This is a genomic window from Pseudomonas sp. G.S.17 (assembly GCF_038096165.1).
Classification (GTDB): Bacteria; Pseudomonadota; Gammaproteobacteria; order Pseudomonadales; family Pseudomonadaceae; genus Aquipseudomonas.
Map to the genome: position 1 here is coordinate 5725939 of NZ_CP151076.1, position 19253 is coordinate 5745191.

Here is a 19253-nt window from a genome sequence, read left to right on the forward strand (position 1 = left end):
CGCAGACGCAAAACTGCGCGTCTGCCCGAACCAGCGGCCTGAACCTTCAGAACCGAAACGGTCACTTATTTGACCTCACTCAGATAGCGCGCGGCGAAAGCTTCCTGAACAGCGGCCATGTGCTCGTAATTCACCACTCCGGCGCGGGCGTAATCATTGTCCGGAAGAAATTGCGCGGCGACATCGGCAGGGATTTTCACGTCACGCACCGGGCGCAGGTAAGCCTTGGCCCACAGCGCCTGACCTTGATCGGAGAGGGTGAAATCCAGCACTTTCTCGGCATTGGCCCGATGTGGCGCGTTGTCGACGATGCTCATCACGTACGGCACGCTGATGCTGCCTTCCTGAGGGATTACGAAGGCGACGTTGGCCTTGTCCTTGTAACGAGCGCGATAGGCGTTGAAATCGTAATCCACCAGAATCGGCAGCTCGCCGGACAGCACTCGGGCATAAGCCGTCTGCTTGGGAACGATGGGCGAGTTTTTCGCCAGTTTCTGGAAGTAATTGATGGCCGGCCCGAAGTTATCCAGTGTGCCGCCCATGGCCTGGTTGATCGCCACGGCGGACACGTAACCGACAAAGGCGCTGGACGGATCGAGGTAGCCGACCATACCTTTGTATTCAGGCTTGAGCAGATCGGCCCAGCTTTGCGGAACCGGCAAACCGCCCAGCGCATCGACGTTGACCATGATGCCCAAGGTCCCGGAGTGAATGGCAAACCAGTGGCCTGCCGGGTCTTTCAAACCGACCGGAATCTGCTCCCAGCCCTTGGGTTTGTAAGTACCGACCACGCCGGCCTTCTGCGCCTGCAAGCCGAAGGTCACGCCGTAATACACCACGTCAGCCACTGGCGCGGCTTTTTCCGCGACGATTTGTGCCAGCGACTGGCCGGAATTCTTGTTGTCCAGCGGCACCTGCACACCTGTGGTGTCGGCGATTGCCTTGAGCTGCGCGCCCCAATCCGCCCATTCCGGTGGGCAGTTGTAACAAATGGCCGTTTCGGCAGCCTGAGCCAGACCGGCTACGCCGCACAACAACAGGGCTGCCAGAGTTTTACTGAAGCGGATCATGGAGCGTCTCCTCGTAGGGCTGTGTACTTTCACCCGGCCGGATATGGCAAGGCAGGCAATGGGAAATCGGTGCAGCGCCAGCAATCTGGGCCAGCAACTGATCGATCACAGTGCTGGCCAATGTCGCAATGGGTTGCACGACGCTGCACAGCGTCGGATGCATTTGAGTGCCGAGGGCGATGCCGTCAAAGCCGATGACCGAAAGCTGGCCCGGAACGCTCCAGCCGTTGCGGCGCAGCTCGGCAATCAGGCTGATCGCCAGCAAATCGTTGGAACAGACCAAGGCGCTCGGCGCGTTCGGGCCGCGCAATGACGCCTCGATCACGGCGAAATCAGCTTGTGTATGCGCAGGCATTTCGATCACCGGCAGGCTCGGCAAATCTCGCTCAGCCATGGCGTCGCAATAACCGGCGTAGCGCAGGCGGGCGCGGTCTGACTGCAACGCGGGACCGGCCACCATGCCGATCCGGCGATGGCCGCAATCGAGCAGGTAGCGTGTCGCCAACGCCATACCGGCGCGGTTATCCACAGACACGGCGCTGTAATGCGGATTGCCCGGCTGGTGATAAGCCAGCACGAACGGCGTGTCTTCACTGACCAGGCTTTCCAGAACCCGATTGCTCTCGGCATCGGTGACGGTCAGCACCAGGCCATCGACCCGCTGGCGCAGCAATTCCTCGACCACCGCGCTCTCGCGTTCGCTGCTGTAGTCGGTGGTTGCCAGTAGCAAGTTGTAACCCTTTGCCCGCGCAGCACGTTCCATCGCCTGGAACTGCTCGGCGAACACCGGGTTAAGCAGATTGGGCACGATCACGCCGATCAGATTGGTGGTTTGCAGACGCAGCTGGCGGCCTAGACGATTGGGTCGGAAACCCAGTTGCCGGGCGGCGGCGAACACCTGGTCGCGTGTCGCAGGACGTACCACGTCGGGGGAAGCAAAGGCGCGCGCGGCAGTCGCCCGGGAAACCCCGGCCAGCCGCGCCACCTCTTTCAAATCACTCATGTTCACGCCTTTGAGATCGATCTCATTGGCGACGACACTACTGCTGCAACATGGCGTTACGGCGAACAAACGATGACAGTTTGGTTGCAGCGAAAGACTTTGCTGTAAAGCCGACGACCCATGCGACCCCGGTCTGCGCTACCATCACGGGCCCGACGCGGCAGCCTGCTGCGCGCAGGAGTAAGCATGGCTCACCCGTTTGCAACACTTACGCCGGACCTGGTCCTTGATGCCGTTGAAAGCATCGGGTTTCTCAGTGACGCCCGCATTCTCGCGCTCAACAGCTACGAGAACCGCGTCTATCAGGTTGGCATCGAAGACGGCCAGCCGCTGATCGCCAAGTTCTATCGACCGCAGCGCTGGACCAACGAAGCGATCCTTGAAGAGCACAGCTTCACCTTCGAGCTGGCGGAAGTGGACATCCCGGTCGTCGCGCCCATGGTGCACAACGGCGAAACGCTGTTTGAACACGCGGGCTTTCGCTTCACCCTGTTCCCGCGTCGCGGCGGCCGGGCTCCGGAGCCGGGCAATCTTGACCAGCTGTATCGTCTCGGCCAATTGCTGGGGCGGATTCATGCAGTGGGCGCGACCAAACCCTTCGCGCATCGCGAAGCACTGGGCGTGAAAAACTTCGGTCAGGACTCGCTGGATTTCCTGTTGCAAAACAACTGCATCCCGCGCAGCCTCTTGCCGGCTTACGAGTCAGTGGCCAAGGATCTGCTCAAGCGCGTCGAAGATGTCTACGCCGCAACGCCGCATCAGAACATCCGCATGCATGGCGATTGCCACCCTGGCAACATGATGGCCCGCGACGAGATGTTCCACATCGTCGATCTCGATGACTGTCGGATGGGGCCTGCGGTGCAGGACATCTGGATGATGCTCGCGGGGGATCGTCAGGAATGTCTGGGGCAGTTGTCGGAATTGATGGACGGCTACAACGAATTCCACGACTTCAATCCGCGCGAACTGGCGTTGATCGAACCCTTGCGTGCGCTGCGTCTGATGCATTACAGCGCCTGGCTGGCGCGGCGCTGGGATGACCCGGCGTTCCCGCACAGTTTCCCGTGGTTCGGCACCGAGCGTTATTGGGGCGACCAGGTGCTTGCCCTGCGCGAGCAATTGTCGGCCCTCAATGAGGAACCGCTGAAGCTGTTCTGATTTCCGGCATGCCGCGCTTGCCAAGGCGCGGCAACGCTGTGAAGGACACTGCGTTTACAGAATCAATCTTGCACACAACGACAACCTGCCAACAGGACCCCTTATGCAAGCTGCCAACCCGCGTCGCGGGTATATTCTCGGCCTGAGCGCCTACACCATCTGGGGCCTGTTCCCTCTTTATTTCAAAGCCATTGCCGAAGTGCCATCGGTGGAAATCATCGTCAACCGAGTGCTTTGGTCGGCGTTGTTCGGCTCTTTATTGCTGATGGTCTGGAAGCATCCAGGCTGGTGGCGCGAGTTACGCGAGAATCCACAGCGCTTCGCGGTGCTAGCCGTCAGCGGCTCTTTGATCGCCGGCAACTGGCTGGTGTATGTCTGGGCGGTGAATAACGGGCGCATGGTGGAAGCCAGCCTCGGCTACTACATCAACCCGATAGTTAACGTGTTGCTGGGGATGGTGTTGCTCGGCGAGCGCCTCAGGCGTCTGCAATGGCTGGCGGTGATTCTGGCTGCAACCGGCGTTGCGCAACAGGTCTGGCATTTTGGCAGCCTGCCGTGGGTGTCGCTGGTGCTCGCGCTGACCTTCGGCTGCTACGGGCTGATCCGCAAAAAAGCGCCGGTCGCGGCGTTGCCGGGTCTGGTGGTGGAAACCTGGTTGCTGGTGCCGCTGGCGGCGGGCTGGTTGCTGCTCAATCCCATGGCGCACAGCGCGCAACCGGAATTCTGGACCACCTCCCAGGCGATCTGGCTGGCAGCGGCCGGACCGGTGACGTTGGTGCCCCTGGTGTGTTTCAACGCAGCGGCACGTCACTTGCCTTATACGACGCTGGGTTTCCTGCAATACGTCGCACCCACGCTGGTGTTGGCGCTGGCCGTGCTGGTGTACGGCGAACAGCTGACCACCGCCACGCTGATCACCTTCGCATTCATCTGGAGCGGGCTGGCGATTTATAGCGTTGATGCCTGGCTGACCATGCGCCGCAGGGACTGATCAAAAAACAAACACCCCGTTGGAGCGAGGCTTGCCCGCGAATCAGGCGCCTCGCTGGACCAGATCCACCGCGTTATCGTTCTTCGCGGGCAAGCCTCGCTCCAACGGGTAAAGCTCCAAACAGATCAAAGCTCGGTGCGCAGCACCAGATCCACCATCAAATCATCCGCCAGGGTTTCCAGACGTTCCTGCAATAGATCCAGAGAAAGCGTCAGCGGTACGCCAAGTATCGCTTCAGCGTGGAACAGCGGCTCGCTGCTCATGGGCGCGGGATTGACTTCGGTAACCAGCTTTTCGACGTTGACGCCCAGTTTGGTCAGCAACCCGGTGATGTCGCGGACGATGCCGGGGCGATCATTGCCCACCAGCTCCATGCCAATGGATTTCCAGCCCACCAAAGGTTCGGTGCTGCTTTCAGCAAACAACACACGAATGTCCTGCTCGGCCAGCGCCTGCAATGCGCTCTTCAATTCTTCCCGGTTATCCGCCGGCACCTGCACACGCACGATCCCGGCGAATTGACCGGCCATTCGCGACATACGGCTTTCCAGCCAGTTGCCGCCATGTTGCGCAATGCAATCGGCGATGCGCTCGACCTGGCCTGGTTTATCCGGTGCAACAACAGTGACGACAAAATGATCCACAGGTAACTCCTTCTGCTGACGGGTAGTCGTCGAGCAAGTATAGGCAAGGCTGACAAGAGCACCTCACGACGCTTGAATAACCAGACTGTGTACGATTTCCAGATTTAACTGGAACAACTGCGCACGATTTTGAGAACATCCTGCTCTTTATCGTGACCGTCCATGTAAATCCAGTCGCTTGGTGACATATTTAGTCTCGTTTTCACCCGACGGCGCTTCATGTAGTATGCCGCGTCGCGCACTACACAACGTTGATCCCTAATAAAAGAGCGCTCCCCTTCGAGCGTAAAAAGCTGAGCAGAGTGAGGCAAGTGCAATGACTGAACACGTTCAAGTCGGTGGCCTGCAGGTCGCCAAGGTGCTGTTCGACTTCGTGAACAACGAAGCGATTCCCGGAACCGGTCTGAATACTGAAGCGTTCTGGGCCGGTGCAGACAAGCTCATCAACGAGCTGGCACCCAGGAACGAAGCCCTGCTCGCCAAACGTGATGACTTGCAGGCGCAAATCGACGCCTGGCATCAATCCCATGCCGGACAGGCTCACGACGCCGCGGCCTATAAAAGTTTCCTTCAGGAAATCGGTTACCTGCTGCCAGAAGCCGCAGATTTCCAGATCACGACGCAAAACGTCGACGAAGAAATTGCCCGCATGGCTGGCCCGCAACTGGTGGTGCCGGTGATGAATGCCCGCTTCGCCCTCAACGCGTCGAATGCCCGCTGGGGCTCGCTGTATGACGCACTCTATGGCACCGATGCCATCAGCGAAGCCGACGGCGCCGAGAAAGGCAAAGGCTACAACAAGGTACGCGGCGACAAGGTCATCGCCTTTGCTCGGGCCTTTCTTGATGAAGCCGCGCCATTGGCTGCCGGCTCGCACGTGGATTCCACCGGTTACAAATTGATCGACGGCAAACTGGTGATCAGCCTCAAGGGCGGCAGCAATACCGGCCTCAAGGACGACACCCAGCTGATCGGCTTCCAGGGCGACACCCCCGCGCCGTTCGCCGTGCTGCTCAAGCACAACGGCCTGCACTTCGAAATCCAGATCGATGCGACCAGCCCGGTGGGTCAGACTGATCCGGCCGGCGTTAAAGACGTGCTGATGGAAGCCGCGCTGACCACCATCATGGACTGCGAAGATTCCATCGCCGCCGTCGATGCCGACGACAAAGTCGTGGTCTACCGCAACTGGCTGGGCCTGATGAAAGGCGATCTCGCCGAACAGGTTGCCAAGGGCGGCGAAACCTTTACCCGCACCATGAACGCCGACCGCGTCTACACCGCACCGAATGGCGAACAAGTCACGCTGCACGGTCGCTCGCTGCTGTTCGTGCGTAACGTCGGTCACTTGATGACCATTGACGCGATTCTCGACCAACAGGGCCAGGAAATCCCCGAGGGCATTCTTGATGGCTTGTTGACCAGCCTCGCCGCGATTCACAGCCTCAACGGCAACAATACCCGCCGCAACAGCCGCAGCGGATCGGTCTACATCGTCAAACCAAAGATGCACGGCCCGGAAGAAGCGGCCTTTACCAACGAACTGTTCGGTCGCATCGAAGATGTCCTCAACCTGCCGCGCAACACGCTGAAGGTCGGGATCATGGACGAAGAGCGCCGCACCACGGTCAATCTCAAGGCCTGCATCAAGGCAGCGAGCGAGCGTGTCGTGTTCATCAACACAGGTTTCCTCGACCGCACGGGCGATGAAATCCACACGTCCATGGAAGCTGGCCCGGTCGTGCGCAAGGCGCAGATGAAGGCGGAAAAGTGGATCGGTGCCTACGAGAACTGGAACGTCGATATCGGCCTGAGCTGCGGCCTGCAAGGTCGGGCCCAGATTGGCAAGGGCATGTGGGCCATGCCGGACTTGATGGCAGCAATGCTCGAACAGAAAATCGCTCACCCGCTGGCCGGTGCCAACACCGCCTGGGTGCCATCGCCAACCGCTGCTGCGCTGCACGCGTTGCACTATCACAAGGTTGACGTGTTCGCGCGTCAGGCGGAACTGGCGCAGCGAACCCGCGCATCGGTGGACGACATCCTGACCATCCCGCTGGCCACCAATGCCAACTGGACGCCGGAAGAGATCCAGAACGAACTGGACAACAACGCCCAGGGCATCCTCGGGTATGTGGTGCGCTGGATCGATCAGGGCGTGGGTTGCTCGAAGGTGCCGGACATCAACGACATCGGCCTGATGGAAGACCGCGCGACGCTGCGTATCTCCAGTCAGCACATGGCCAACTGGCTACGTCACGGCGTGGTCGATCAGACTCAGGTGATGGACAGCCTCAAGCGCATGGCGCCCGTGGTTGACCGACAGAACGCCAATGATCCGCTGTATCGCCCTTTGGCACCGGACTTCGATAGCAATATCGCATTCCAGGCTGCAGTGGAGCTGGTCATCGAAGGCAGCAAACAGCCGAACGGCTACACCGAGCCGGTCTTGCACCGTCGGCGTCGGGAGTTCAAGGCTAAAAACGGGTTGTAAACACGCACCGCGCCGTAGGACCGGCTTTAGCCGGGAGGGCAATCTCCCGGCTAAAGCCGGTCCTACGAATCGTGTATCAGTCGGGGCTGCCGAGAAAGATCTTCAGCGTTTGCACCGTCCTCTTCGGGGACAAGTCCCCTCCTACCGGGGTGTATACCCCCTTCACACCAACCCCAACTCCCGCTTGACCAACTTCAGCAACTGCTTGGTGTTGATCGGCTTGAGCAGGAAATCCACCACGCTCAAATGCATCGCATCGATGGCATCGCGCACGTTGGCGTCGCCGGAAATGATGATGATCGGCAACGAAGCGCGTTCGGATTCACGCACCTTGCGGATCAGGTCCAGGCCGTTGCATGGGGCCATGCGCAGGTCGGTGATCAGCAGTCCGATGGACTCCCGCGTTTCGATCAAGTGCATGGCGCTGGTGCCGCCAGCGGCGGTCATACAGCTGATGTCATTGAGGCTGAGAATCTCGGCCAACAACTCACGAGCATCGCGATCGTCGTCGACGATCAACACCCGCTGCGGCGAATCGGGCAATGCGGCGAGCATCACTTCGTTTAGCGCTTCGCGCTCTTCATCGCTCAAAATATCGTAATCGAACATCTGCGCCTGATTCCCTTGCCCTGAGACTGGCAGCCAACCGGACACCTGGCCGGTTACGTCTGCATGCTGTGGTCGGCGTCCTGCCGGCGATTGTTTGCTGTCCAAAGCCTTCGCGTAACTGCTTTTTACACCATGCCGCTGGTCGCTAGAAATCTTTTCGTCAATGTAAGACTTACGTCCAATGGGCACTGTCCGACAAGCGGACGACCATGACCATCAATAAGAAGACGCGGTACAGGTCATGAGCAAAGCGGATGCATTCGCCCAGGCGGGCAAAACAGCGGTGTTGCAGAACATCCACGGCACCATGCAGTTCCTGCAAAAATTCCCGCCATTCAACCAGATGGAGAGCGCTCATCTCGCGTATCTGGTCGAACAATGCCAGCTGCGTTTTTACGCGGTGGACGAAAGCATCATCAAGCCTGCTGATGGTCCAGTAGAGCACTTTTATATCGTCAAGCAAGGACGTGTCGTCGGCGAGCGGCCGCACACCGCCAAGGGCGGAACCGAAACCACCTTCGAAATCACCACCGGCGAATGCTTCCCGCTGGCCGCATTGCTGGGCGAACGCGCCACGCGCACCGAGCATCTGGCGGCCGAAGACACCTTCTGCCTGCAACTGAACAAACAGGCGTTCATCAAGCTGTTCGCGCTGTCGACCACCTTCCGTGACTTCGCCTTGCGTGGCGTCAGCAGCCTGCTCGACCAGGTGAACCAGCAAGTCCAGCAGCGCGCGGCGGAAACCCTTGGCACCCAGTACTCACTGAACACCCGCCTTGGCGAGCTGGCCATGCGGCATCCGGTCATGTGCAGCCCGCAAACGCCGCTGCGTGAAGCCGTGAAACTCATGCATGAACAACAGGTCGGCAGCATCGTGATCGTCGATGCGCAGCAAGCGCCGCTGGGGATTTTCACTCTGCGCGACTTGCGCGAGGCGGTGGCCGAGATCGATACCGACTTCAGCCAGCCGATCCAGTCGCACATGACCCAAGCGCCGTTCCACCTCAGCCCGGACGCCAGCGCGTTCGATGCCGCCATCGCCATGACCGGTCGGCACATCGCCCACGTGTGCCTGGTCAAGGATGGGCGGCTGTGCGGCGTGGTGTCCGAGCGGGATCTGTTTTCCTTGCAGCGGGTCGACCTGGTGCATCTGGCGCGGACCATCCGCAACGCGCCACGCATCGAAAGCCTGAGCAACCTGCGCGGCGACATCGTGCAGTTGGTGGATCGCATGCTCGCCCACGGCGCGTCCTCGACCCAGATCACCCAGATCATCACCCTGCTCAACGATCACACGGTGTGTCGTGTGATCGAGCTGACCCTGGAAGAAAAAGGCGACCCAGGCATTCCGTTCAGCTGGTTGTGTTTCGGCAGCGAAGGCCGCCGCGAGCAAACGCTGCACACCGATCAGGACAACGGCATTCTTTTCGAAGCCCGGGACTTTGCCGAAGCGACGCAGATTCGGGCGCTGCTGCTGCCGATTGCCGAACGCATCAATCAGAGCCTGGCGCAGTGCGGGTTCACGCTGTGCAAAGGCAATATCATGGCGGGCAACCCGGAGCTGTGCCTGTCACGCGTTGAATGGTCCCGGCGCTTCGCCGCATTCATCCGCGAAGCGACACCAGAGAACCTGCTGGCCTCCAGTATTTATTTCGACTTGCGCGTGGTCTGGGGCGACGAGCACGGCTGCGACCAGTTGCGCCGTAGCGTGCTGGAACAGGTCGGCGACAATCGGTTGTTCCAGCGCATGATGGCCGAGAACGCCCTGCGCCAACGCCCGCCAGTGGGGCGCTTCAAGGATTTCGTGCTGGCCCGCAAAGGCAGCGACAAAGACACTCTGGATCTCAAGACCCAAGGCCTGACACCATTTGTCGACGGTGCCCGCTTGCTGGCGCTGGCCAATGGCATCGAAGCCAATAACACCCTGGAACGCCTGCGCCAACTGGTGGAGCGCGAGGTGATCGACCGGCTGGACGGCGCCGCGTACGAAGAGGCTTACCACTTCATCCAGCAGACCCGTATGCAGCAGCATCAATTGCAGAGTCGCCAGAACCTGCCGTATTCCAACCGGATCGATCCGGACACCCTCAATCATCTGGACCGCCGCATCCTGCGCGAATCCCTGCGCCAGGCCCAACGTCTGCAAACCAGCCTGACCCTGCGCTATCAACTATGAATCTGTTTGAATGGCTGCGGCCGCGTCCGCCAAAACCGACCCTGGAGCACCGCGACAAACAGCGTCTGGCCAACCTTGCGCCCGTCGCGGCGCTCAGCGAAGATTCGCTGCGCAAGCAACGCTGGGTGGTGTTCGACCTGGAAACCAGTGGCCTGAACATGAATCGCGATCAGGTGCTATCCATCGGTGCCGTGGTGATCGAAGACGGCGCCATCGACCTGAGCCAACAGTTCGAACGCACCTTGTTGCGCGTCGACCACAAGCTGAGCCCGGCGGTATTGATTCACGGGCTCGGGCCTAGCGCCATTGCTGCCGGCAGTGAACCGGTGCAAGCGCTGCTGGATTTCATGGAGTTCGTCGGCAACAGCCCGCTGCTGGCGTTTCACGCGCCATTCGATCAGCACATGCTTGGCCGGGCCTTGAAGGAAAGCCTCGATTACCGCCTGGAGCAGCGTTTTTTCGACGTGGCGGAAATCGCTCCGATGCTCTTCCCCCAGGCGAATCTGCGCCAGGCCGGACTGGATGACTGGACCGCCTTCTTTGGCCTGCAAGCCGAAGAACGCCACAACGCCAGCGCCGACGCCCTGGTGACCGCCGAACTGGCGATGATCCTCTTCAGCCACGCCCGCCGCCAACAGATCGACAGCCCCGCGCAGCTGGAGCAGTGCTTGAGCCAGTGGCGTCGGCGGCAGCGGAGTCATTCGTTTTAACCTGCCGCGTTATCGCTCTTCGCGAGCAAGCTCGGCTCCCACAGGTCCAGCGGTCCATTGGAGCGAGGCTTGCCCGCGAACCCGGCGCCTCGGTGCACCAGACCTACCGCGTTATCGCTCTTCGCGAGCAAGCTCGGCTCCCACAGGTCCAGCAGTCCAGCGGTCCGTTGGAGCGAGGCTTGCCCGCGAACCAGGCGCCTCGGTGCACCAGACCTGCCGCGTTATCGTTCTTCGCGCGAGAGCCTCGCTCCAACGGGCATAGTTGTTAACAATCCTTGTTAACCAGTCTGTGGATAACATGTTCGCTCATCCCCAAAACCCATACAATCCGCCCTCTCCAGCCCACTGATCGAATTCTGACCAGCGTAAACCCTTGAATTACCGAGCTTCCTGCTGTGGATAAACATCCGCCACTCATCAATAGTTGCCCACAAAGTCTGTTGGCGCTTCTGTGGACAAGTTGTTCGCTAACCGCTGCACGCCTTTAATTACTTGCCCTCCAGACAATCGTACAAAAAACAATCAATCGCTGTCGAATAAGCAGCATCCCGGTTTGTCCACCGCTAAATACAGCCATTTCAGTAGTTTTCCACAGATGAAACCCGATCCCCGCAAAGTTGCCCCCAAACTCTGTTGGCGCTTCTGTGGATAAGGTGTTTGCGGTCCTCTACACACCTTTAAAACCGTGGCCTTTCGGGGATTGATCAAATAATAGGCAATAGCTGTCCAGAAGTGACAATCTGGATAAGTCACGGTTTTTTATTAGGTTTTTTGGGGCTTCAGACGGGTTTCCCACAAGGACTGCGGGCGACTCTGTGGATAAGTTGTTGGTATCTACGTATAACGTGTGGGAGCTCGCTCCCACACTGGGCCTATCAGATTTACCTCACTCGTGATTAACCGCTACACCCTTCAGATACGGCGCCGGTTCAGCACCGAGGTTTTCCAGCATGCGGGCGCTGTACCAGTCGATGAAGTTGACCACGCCGAACTCGTAGGTCTTGGAGTACGGGCCTGGCTGGTAGGCGGTGGAGTTGATCCCGCGCTGGTTTTCTTCGGCCAGACGGCGGTCCTGGTCGTTGGTGGCGTCCCAGACTTGCCGCAGCCGCGCGACGTCGTAGTCAACGCCTTCCACGGCGTCCTTGTGCACCAGCCACTTGGTGGTGACCATGGTTTCCTGGGCGCTGATTGGCCACACGGTGAACACGATGACGTGATCGCCCATGCAGTGGTTCCAGGCGTGGGGCAGGTGCAGGATGCGCATCGAACCCAGATCCGGATTCTTGATCCGGCCCATGAGCTTCTTGCTGCCTTGCTTGCCGTCCATGGTCATGGACACGGTGCCCTTGAGCAGCGGCATGCGCACGATGCGGTTACGCAGGCCGAAGCTGGCGTGGGCATAAGGAATCTGTTCGGCATCCCAGGCAGCGGCCGACTCGGCGACGTGGTCCTTGAACGACTGGGTGGCGCGCGGATCGGTGACGTCATCCCATTCCAGCAACGTGTTCAGCAGTTCCGGGTGCGACGCGTTGCAGTGGTAGCACTCGCGGTTGTTTTCCAGCACCAGCTTCCAGTTGGCCTTTTCCATCAAGGTGCTTTGCACTGCCACCTTGGTGTTTTCCATGTCGTAGGGTTCCATGTAGTGCTTGAGCGTCTGCAGGAACTCATCGATGGCCGGAGGGTTTTCCGCCAGGCAGATGAAGATGTAGCCGCCAGCGGTCTTGACGTTGATCGGCTTGAGGCCGAATTTGCTCATGTCAAAATCGCTGCCCATCTCGCTGCCGGCGAACAACAGACGGCCGTCCAGCTCGTAGGTCCACTGGTGATAATGGCAAACCAGCTTGGCGACCTTGCCTTTCTCACCGGTGCAAAGCCGCGAGCCACGATGGCGGCAGACGTTGTGGAACGCATTCACCACACCATCGGAGCCGCGCACGATCAGCACTGGATTCTTGCCGATCTGCAACGTCAGGTAGTTGCCCTTGGCCGGGATCTCGCAGGTCATGCCTGCAATCAGCCACTCTTTGTGAAAGATTTCCTGCATGTCGATTTCATGCAGCCGCTCATCACTGTAGAAAGGCTGCGGCAGCGAATACGTGCGCTCGCGATTCTGCAGCATTTCGGCAGTGGCCTTACGTGCAGGTTCCAGCGGATCGCCCAAGCTCAAGGTTGCGGTGACGTCCATCGTTGAAGTCCTCATGACCGTGTCTTCTAACGGTCGGCGAATGTGGCTGATACGGTTCTTTGCAACGGTTTGCACGCAAGGCGACGATTGTTTTATCGCTCATGCTCAAGAATAGTTTTTTTGGTAACTATTGAGTGGCGAGTGTGAAGTTCGGCGCAAACTTCGCCTTATCCATGGGCGACATGGCCGAATCCGTTCCCGACGCGCGAACCCCGGCAGCAAAGGGCTGGTCGCGATAAGTACGCCGATGTCGCTGATAGGTAAGTGGGCTGTCTGCGCCTTACGCAGAATTCGCATCATGAGGCCGACAGTCGGCCGTGGAGATTCAGCATGTCCCAAAGCTTCCTCAGCCCGGTAAATACCCAGACATGGGCCAACGGCCGTCACCTGGTTCGCGTCGTCAAAGTGATTCAGGAAACCTGGGACGTGCGCACCTTCTGCTTCATGGCCGACCAGCCGATCCTGTTCTTCTTCAAGCCCGGCCAGTTCGTGACCCTGGAGCTGGAAATCGACGGCGTGCCGGTAATGCGCTCTTACACCATTTCCAGTTCGCCCTCGGTGCCGTACAGCTTCTCGATCACCATCAAGCGCGTGCCGGGCGGCAAGGTTTCCAACTGGCTGCACGACACGCTGCATGAAGGCCAGGAACTGGCCGTCCACGGGCCGGTGGGCCTGTTCAACGCCATCGACTTCCCGAACCCGAAGATTCTCTACCTCAGCGGCGGCGTCGGCATCACGCCGGTAATGTCCATGGCGCGCTGGTTCTACGACACCAACGCCAACGTCGACATGGTCTTCGTGCACAGTGCGCGCTCGCCCAAGGACATCATTTATCACCGCGAGCTGGAACACATGGCGTCGCGGATCGATAACTTCAGCCTGCATCTGGTCTGCGAAAAACACGGATTGGGTGAGCCCTGGGCCGGTTATCGCGGCTATCTGAACCAGAAAATGCTGGAACTGATGGCCCCGGACTTCCTCGAGCGCGAAGTGTTCTGCTGCGGACCGACGCCGTACATGAACGCAATCAAGCGTCTGCTGGAGAGCAACGGCTTCAATATGGCGCAGTACCACGAGGAATCCTTCGGCCAGACGCCGCCGGAAGCCCGCGCCGACGCCGTGGAACAAGCGGAAATCGCCGCCGACGCACCAGAAGTCGATGCCTCGGAGCTGCATCAGGTGGAATTCACCGACACCGGCAAGAGCATCCGCGTGGCACCGGGCGAAACCGTCCACGCCGCAGCCGCCAAACTCGGCCTGATGATCCCCAAAGCCTGCGGCATGGGCATCTGCGGCACCTGCAAGGTCATGAAACTAAGCGGCGAAGTGGAAATGGAACACAACGGCGGCATCACCGACGAAGATGTCGAAGAAGGCTACATCCTGTCGTGCTGCAGCGTGCCCAAGGGTGATGTGCGGATCGAGTATTAATCGCCTGAGGTGTAGGACCGGCTCGTAGGACCGGCTTTAGCCGGGAGGGCAGCCGCTCCAACAACGCACATGTGGCGTATGGAATGGTCATCTCCCGGCTAAAGCCGGTCCTACGGGATTGCGGTGTATCCCTACAAACTAAACCGCGCAACCATACTGTTCAGATCAACCGCCAGGCGCGTCAGCTCGCCGCTGGCCGCGCTGGTCTGGTTGGCGCCGTCTGAGGACTGCGCCGACAGGTCGCGGATGTTGACCAGATTGCGATCCACTTCCCGTGCAACCTGCGCCTGTTCTTCCGCCGCGCTGGCGATCACCAGGTTGCGCTCATTGATCTCGACGATGGCGGTATTGATGGTGTCCAGCGCCAGGCCAGCGCCTTTGGCGATGTTCAAGGTCGACTCGGCCCGTTCGGTGCTGTTGCGCATGGAGTTGACCGCTTGTTCGGTGCCGCCCTGAATGCTGCCGATCATGCGTTCGATTTCGCTGGTGGACTGCTGCGTGCGATGGGCAAGCGCCCGCACTTCATCGGCAACCACCGCAAACCCGCGCCCGGCTTCACCGGCCCGTGCAGCTTCGATGGCAGCGTTGAGGGCCAGCAGGTTGGTCTGATCCGCAAGACCGCGAATCACGTCCAGCACCTTGCCAATATCCCGGGATTCATTGGCCAGGTTGCCGATCAACTCCGCAGTGCTCTGCACGTCGCCGCTCATGCGCTCGATGGCGCTGACCGTTTCCATGACCAGATCACGACCATCGCCCGCTGACGTGGTCGCGCTTTTCGATGCGTCAGAGGTGCTGATCGCATTGCGCGCAACTTCTTCCACGGCGCTGGTCATTTCATTGACCGCAGTGGCTGCCTGCTCGATTTCGTTGTTCTGTTGGGTCAGGCCGCGCGCGCTTTCATCGGTGACGGCGTTGAGTTCTTCAGCCGCAGACGCCAGTTGCGTCGCCGAGCCGGAAATATGCATCAGTGTGTCGCGCAGTTTTTCCTGCATTTTCTGCATCGCCGCCAACAAGCGACCGGCTTCGTCCGTACCGTCGACCTTGATCGGGCGAGTCAGATTGCCTTCAGCGATAGTTTCCGCAGCTTCCAGCGCCGCCGCGATTGGCTGAGTGATGCTCTTGGTCAGCAGCCAGGCGAACAGCATGGTCAGAATCGTGGCGGCGATCAGCAGAGCGACCACCAGATTGAACGCCGATGAATATTCCTTGGCAGCAGCATGGTTGGTGACGGTCAATTGCTTGCTGTTGAGGTCGGACAGCTTGCCCAGGACCACATTCATCTTGTCCGAGTTGGCTGCGGATTCGCCATTGAGCAGCCTGGCCATCTCCTCGACATTGCCCGCGCGGCTCAAGCCAATGATGCGTGCTTCAATCTGGCGGTACTCACCCAGCAGCTGCACATACTCGGTGTAGGCCGTCCGCTCTTCAGGAGACGAGATCAATTTTTCATAAATCACCTGAGCATCGCTTATCTGACGGTTGCGCTCAGCAAACAATCCGATGGTCTTCTCCTGGACATCCGCCTCACGATTGGTGAGCAGACGATAGGACAGAACCCGCATGCGGATACCCGCCACAGTGAGACCGTTCAGGCTCTGGATGCTGGGGACGTTGTCTTGCGCGACCTGATCACCAGCATCGCGAATCTTGCTCATCTGCGTCAGCGCGAAAATACCGAGGATCAGCATCAAGGCACCGATGAAAGAAAACCCGAGGAATGCGCGCGGGGCAATGTTCATGTTACGTAGGGACATAATATCTCCAGAAGTGGCGGCGCATTCCTTGCGAGCGGAAGAGCAAATGCAGCGGATTGCCATGCCTATCGGTCGCGGCGCCGAAGACTTGAGGCGCCCCGGATAAAAGGAGCTGCGGCGTTAGGTCACAACCACGCTGGAAGACTGACAAAAGGTGCCGGTCTGACGAGTAGCCGGAACCAGATCGCCAAACGGCAGTCAACAAGGGTCCTTATGCGTTTACCTCGTTGAGGAGGCTCGCGCGCTGAAGTACCGGTATTTGAAGGGCCGACGGTCCTGATAAAGTCTGGCATGCGCAGTGACTTTTCTTTATCGTGTGCGCCCGTTGAAATCAGCTAGAGAATTCAAAATGTTGGAAGCATCCCTGAGCCAATTGGAACAACTTGTAGGAGACCTGGTGCAACAGAACCAGCAACTGCAAAACACGAACGCGCAGCTCAGCGCCGAACTGGCTCAAGCCAAGGATGACAACGACAGTCTGCAACTGAGTCTGATGGAGCAGGAAGAAAAGCAAGGCGCCACCGCCGCCCGCATCCAGGCTTTGGTTGACCGCGCCACCAGCGCCAGCGCCGTCAGCGCATGAGTACTCATGGAAACGGGGTGACGGTCGTTTCGATCATGGGTAACGACTACTCGATCAAGGCGCCGGCCGGGGAAGAACAAACCCTGCTGCAGGCAACGGCCATGCTCAAGGCCTCATTGATCGACACCAAGCGTAAATACCCAAGCCTGATCGGCGACCGCCTGCTGGTCCTGGCCGCGCTGAACCTGTGCTCGCAGCAGGTCGAACTGAAAAAGCAGCATCAGGTCGAGCTCGACCGCTGCCAGCAGCAGATCGACGCGACGGTGGAAGTGATTTCCAAGACCATCGCGCAGAGCTGAAGCAACCGATACCACCTGTGCAGACTGTGTGGGAGCGAGCTTGCTCGCGAAGAGGCCAGTACATCCAAAGAGCATTTTTGGAATCTGAATAACGCCTTCGCAAGCAAGCTTGCTCCCACAAGATCAACACCGCGCCAACAATCTCAAGCCCCCATCACCAACCGAATATCTGCCGCCAGCTCGCGCACGCGGTCTTCTTCGGTGTCCCACGAACACATGAAACGTGCGCCGCCGTTGCCGATGAAGGTGTAGAAGCGCCAGCCCTTGGCGGTAAGCGCCGCGATGGCCGGTTCCGACAATTGCAGAAACACGCCGTTGGCCTGCACCGGGAACATCAGCTCCACGCCGGGAATATCCTTGACCAGTTCAGCCAGCAACTGCGCGCAGTGGTTGGCGTGCCGTGCGTGTTTGAGCCAGGCGTCGTTTTCCAGCAAGCCGACCCAGGGCGCAGACAGGAAGCGCATTTTCGACGCCAGTTGCCCGGCCTGTTTGCAGCGATAGTCGAAATCTTCAGCCAGGTCATGGTTGAAAAACAGAATCGCCTCGCCCACCGCCATACCGTTCTTGGTGCCGCCAAAGCACAACACGTCGACCCCGGATTTCCAGGTCAGCTCGGCTGGCGAACAATCCAGGAAAGCGCAGGCATTGGAAAACCGCGCGCCGTCCATGTGCAGATTCAGGTTCAGCTCTTTGCAGGTGGCGCTGATCGCCTTGAGTTCTTCAGGCTGATAGACGCTGCCGACTTCCGTGGCCTGGGTCAACGTCACGACACGCGGTTTGGGGTAATGAATATCCTGACGCTTGAGGGCGACTTCGCGGATCGATTCCGGCGTCAGCTTGCCGTTTTCGCTGCGGGCGGTCAGCAGCTTGGAGCCGTTGGAGAAAAACTCCGGCGCGCCGCATTCGTCAGTCTCGACGTGGGCGGTTTCCGAACAGATAACGCTGTGATAGCTCTGGCACAACGATGAAAGTGCCAGGGAGTTGGCCGCCGTACCGTTGAAGGCGAAAAACACTTCACAGTCGGTTTCGAACAGTTTGCGGAAATCATCCGAAGCGCGGGCGGTCCATTGGTCATCGCCATACGCGCGTTGGTGGCCATGGTTGGCCTGTTCCATGGCAGCCCATGCCTCGGGACAGATACCCGAATAGTTGTCGCTGGCAAACTGCTGGCTTTTATCGGTCATGGCCGGTTCCTTGTCATTGATTATGGTGCGCACTGTAGCGAAGATCGCGAGGTTTCAAAACCGGTTGGAGCGAGGCGTGCCCGCGAATAACTATAACGAGATATACCTGTCCCACCGCGGCGACTGATTCGCGGGCAAGCCTCGCTCCAACGGGCTTGAAAAATTTAACCAAACAGGAGCGCTATGGATCTGTCGAACCCGCCTTACCTGCCTGGACGCGACAAGGCGCTGGACCTGCTCAAGTGGCTGGCAATGTTGAGCATGGTGCTCGATCACCTGCGCTATGTCGGCTGGTCGGTAAACGTTCTGTACGTGCCGGGGCGCTTCGCCTTTCCGTGGTTCTGCCTGGCGATTGCCGTGAATCTGGGGCGCAAGACTGCGCTGTTCCCCGATCCGAAAGTGCAGTGGCGCTATCTGGGCTGGCTGCTGTTGTTCGCCGGGCTTTCCGAAATTCCTTATCGCCTGTTCATGCACGATGCCGACACGCTAAACGTGCTGCCGACGTTGATACTCGGCTTGCTGGTCGCCCAAGGCTGGCGCCATCCGCTGCCGATCACCCGGGTGCTGGCCATTGCTGCGCTGCTGGTCGCGGCCGTATTGCAGCAGCAACTGATGTTCGGCTTTTTCGGCGTGCTGCTGCCGGTGGCTTTTTTGCTGGTGCTGCGCCGCCCGCTGTGGTTCGCGGCACTGCCCGGCGCGGTCTGCCTGGCGGGCAATGCCTGGCCGCAGATGTTCGCGGGCGCGGCCTGGGGCGATCCGATTTCCATTGGGTCGATGGTTGCGTGTCTGATCGCGCCGTTATTGGGTCTGGCGTTGCTGCGTCGGCGATTACCTTTTCCGGTCAAACCCATGCGTCGCTGGGCCTATGCAATTTATCCGCTGCATTTTCTGTTGTTGTTGGGGTTGAGAGAATTGCTGGCGCTTTGAATTCGAATCCATCCCGTAGGACCGGCTTT

General features: G+C 59.4%; 16 protein-coding genes. 9 read left to right on the forward strand and 7 right to left on the reverse strand.

The genetic code is table 11. From position 1 onward, the window contains the following. Positions 1–65: 65 nt before the first annotated feature. Entirely contained in the window at positions 66–1070 is a 1005-nt protein-coding gene (locus tag AABC73_RS26755; RefSeq protein ID WP_341521598.1) for an ABC transporter substrate-binding protein, read from the reverse strand. Next, the gene (locus AABC73_RS26760; RefSeq protein WP_331149689.1) at positions 1054–2073 is read right to left on the reverse strand and encodes a LacI family DNA-binding transcriptional regulator; all 1020 of its coding nucleotides are present in this window, start codon (positions 2071–2073) and stop codon (positions 1054–1056) included. The genes AABC73_RS26755 and AABC73_RS26760 overlap by 17 nt, the downstream gene beginning before the upstream one ends. 186 nt (positions 2074–2259) lie before the next feature. Here AABC73_RS26760 and AABC73_RS26765 point away from each other — a divergent pair, with 186 nt between their 5' ends. Both AABC73_RS26765 and rarD read left to right on the forward strand, forming a co-directional pair. Beyond that, positions 2260–3234: a serine/threonine protein kinase gene (locus AABC73_RS26765; RefSeq protein ID WP_065831530.1), complete on the forward strand. Its 975-nt coding sequence runs from the start codon at positions 2260–2262 to the stop codon at positions 3232–3234. 103 nt (positions 3235–3337) lie between these two features. Next, positions 3338–4225, forward strand: coding sequence for an EamA family transporter RarD (gene rarD / locus AABC73_RS26770; protein ID WP_341521599.1), 888 nt, complete (start codon positions 3338–3340; stop codon positions 4223–4225). Positions 4226–4350: 125 nt separating this feature from the next. On the opposite strand, the gene AABC73_RS26775 is transcribed toward rarD, so the two are convergent. Beyond that, on the reverse strand, positions 4351–4869 hold the full coding sequence (locus tag AABC73_RS26775; RefSeq protein WP_341521600.1) for an ACT domain-containing protein: 519 nt from the start codon (positions 4867–4869) through the stop codon (positions 4351–4353). 316 nt (positions 4870–5185) lie between these two features. Between AABC73_RS26775 and AABC73_RS26780 the strand changes: the two genes are divergently transcribed. Further along, positions 5186–7363, forward strand: coding sequence for a malate synthase G (locus AABC73_RS26780; protein ID WP_341521601.1), 2178 nt, complete (start codon positions 5186–5188; stop codon positions 7361–7363). 162 nt (positions 7364–7525) lie between these two features. On the opposite strand, the gene AABC73_RS26785 is transcribed toward AABC73_RS26780, so the two are convergent. Beyond that, complete coding sequence (locus AABC73_RS26785) at positions 7526–7972, reverse strand: response regulator (RefSeq protein WP_341521602.1); 447 nt, start codon at positions 7970–7972, stop codon at positions 7526–7528. 241 nt (positions 7973–8213) lie between these two features. Between AABC73_RS26785 and AABC73_RS26790 the strand changes: the two genes are divergently transcribed. After that, positions 8214–10148 carry a putative nucleotidyltransferase substrate binding domain-containing protein gene (locus tag AABC73_RS26790; RefSeq protein ID WP_341521603.1) on the forward strand — a complete coding sequence of 645 codons (1935 nt, stop codon included), beginning with the start codon at positions 8214–8216 and terminating at the stop codon, positions 10146–10148. Next, positions 10145–10858: a 3'-5' exonuclease gene (locus tag AABC73_RS26795; protein ID WP_341521604.1), complete on the forward strand. Its 714-nt coding sequence runs from the start codon at positions 10145–10147 to the stop codon at positions 10856–10858. Before AABC73_RS26790 ends, AABC73_RS26795 begins: the two co-directional genes overlap by 4 nt. Before the next feature lie 886 nt (positions 10859–11744). Here AABC73_RS26795 and gbcA read toward each other — a convergent pair. Next, entirely contained in the window at positions 11745–13043 is a 1299-nt protein-coding gene (gene gbcA / locus AABC73_RS26800; protein WP_341521605.1) for a glycine-betaine demethylase subunit GbcA, read from the reverse strand. A 330-nt stretch (positions 13044–13373) separates the two neighbouring features. Here gbcA and gbcB point away from each other — a divergent pair, with 330 nt between their 5' ends. Further along, on the forward strand, positions 13374–14474 hold the full coding sequence (gene gbcB, locus AABC73_RS26805) for a glycine-betaine demethylase subunit GbcB (protein WP_341521606.1): 1101 nt from the start codon (positions 13374–13376) through the stop codon (positions 14472–14474). Positions 14475–14605: 131 nt separating this feature from the next. On the opposite strand, the gene AABC73_RS26810 is transcribed toward gbcB, so the two are convergent. Beyond that, positions 14606–16231: a methyl-accepting chemotaxis protein gene (locus AABC73_RS26810; protein ID WP_341521607.1), complete on the reverse strand. Its 1626-nt coding sequence runs from the start codon at positions 16229–16231 to the stop codon at positions 14606–14608. A 349-nt stretch (positions 16232–16580) separates the two neighbouring features. On the opposite strand from AABC73_RS26810, the gene AABC73_RS26815 reads away from it, so the two are divergent. Further along, complete coding sequence (locus tag AABC73_RS26815) at positions 16581–16814, forward strand: hypothetical protein (protein ID WP_065831539.1); 234 nt, start codon at positions 16581–16583, stop codon at positions 16812–16814. After that, a complete protein-coding gene (locus tag AABC73_RS26820; protein WP_331151350.1) occupies positions 16811–17113 on the forward strand; it encodes a cell division protein ZapA in 303 nt (100 codons plus the stop codon). Before AABC73_RS26815 ends, AABC73_RS26820 begins: the two co-directional genes overlap by 4 nt. A 143-nt stretch (positions 17114–17256) precedes the next feature. Here AABC73_RS26820 and AABC73_RS26825 read toward each other — a convergent pair whose 3' ends face one another. Next, complete coding sequence (locus AABC73_RS26825; protein WP_341521608.1) at positions 17257–18297, reverse strand: low specificity L-threonine aldolase; 1041 nt, start codon at positions 18295–18297, stop codon at positions 17257–17259. 183 nt (positions 18298–18480) lie between these two features. Here AABC73_RS26825 and AABC73_RS26830 point away from each other — a divergent pair, with 183 nt between their 5' ends. Then, a complete protein-coding gene (locus AABC73_RS26830) occupies positions 18481–19224 on the forward strand; it encodes a TraX family protein (RefSeq protein WP_341521609.1) in 744 nt (247 codons plus the stop codon). Positions 19225–19253 lie beyond the last annotated feature (29 nt).

What these genes read in the sequence shown, in the direction of transcription:
- AABC73_RS26810 (WP_341521607.1), bottom strand. Translation starts at nt 16,231, where the DNA reads ATGTCCCTACGTAACATGAACATTGCCCCGCGCGCATTCCTCGGGTTT.
- AABC73_RS26820 (WP_331151350.1), top strand. Translation starts at nt 16,811, where the DNA reads ATGAGTACTCATGGAAACGGGGTGACGGTCGTTTCGATCATGGGTAAC.
- rarD (WP_341521599.1), top strand. Translation starts at nt 3,338, where the DNA reads ATGCAAGCTGCCAACCCGCGTCGCGGGTATATTCTCGGCCTGAGCGCC.
- AABC73_RS26780 (WP_341521601.1), top strand. Translation starts at nt 5,186, where the DNA reads ATGACTGAACACGTTCAAGTCGGTGGCCTGCAGGTCGCCAAGGTGCTG.
- AABC73_RS26825 (WP_341521608.1), bottom strand. Translation starts at nt 18,297, where the DNA reads ATGACCGATAAAAGCCAGCAGTTTGCCAGCGACAACTATTCGGGTATC.
- AABC73_RS26785 (WP_341521602.1), bottom strand. Translation starts at nt 7,972, where the DNA reads ATGTTCGATTACGATATTTTGAGCGATGAAGAGCGCGAAGCGCTAAAC.
- AABC73_RS26815 (WP_065831539.1), top strand. Translation starts at nt 16,581, where the DNA reads ATGTTGGAAGCATCCCTGAGCCAATTGGAACAACTTGTAGGAGACCTG.
- AABC73_RS26755 (WP_341521598.1), bottom strand. Translation starts at nt 1,070, where the DNA reads ATGATCCGCTTCAGTAAAACTCTGGCAGCCCTGTTGTTGTGCGGCGTA.
- gbcA (WP_341521605.1), bottom strand. Translation starts at nt 13,043, where the DNA reads ATGGACGTCACCGCAACCTTGAGCTTGGGCGATCCGCTGGAACCTGCA.
- AABC73_RS26795 (WP_341521604.1), top strand. Translation starts at nt 10,145, where the DNA reads ATGAATCTGTTTGAATGGCTGCGGCCGCGTCCGCCAAAACCGACCCTG.
- AABC73_RS26760 (WP_331149689.1), bottom strand. Translation starts at nt 2,073, where the DNA reads ATGAGTGATTTGAAAGAGGTGGCGCGGCTGGCCGGGGTTTCCCGGGCG.
- AABC73_RS26765 (WP_065831530.1), top strand. Translation starts at nt 2,260, where the DNA reads ATGGCTCACCCGTTTGCAACACTTACGCCGGACCTGGTCCTTGATGCC.
- AABC73_RS26790 (WP_341521603.1), top strand. Translation starts at nt 8,214, where the DNA reads ATGAGCAAAGCGGATGCATTCGCCCAGGCGGGCAAAACAGCGGTGTTG.
- gbcB (WP_341521606.1), top strand. Translation starts at nt 13,374, where the DNA reads ATGTCCCAAAGCTTCCTCAGCCCGGTAAATACCCAGACATGGGCCAAC.
- AABC73_RS26830 (WP_341521609.1), top strand. Translation starts at nt 18,481, where the DNA reads ATGGATCTGTCGAACCCGCCTTACCTGCCTGGACGCGACAAGGCGCTG.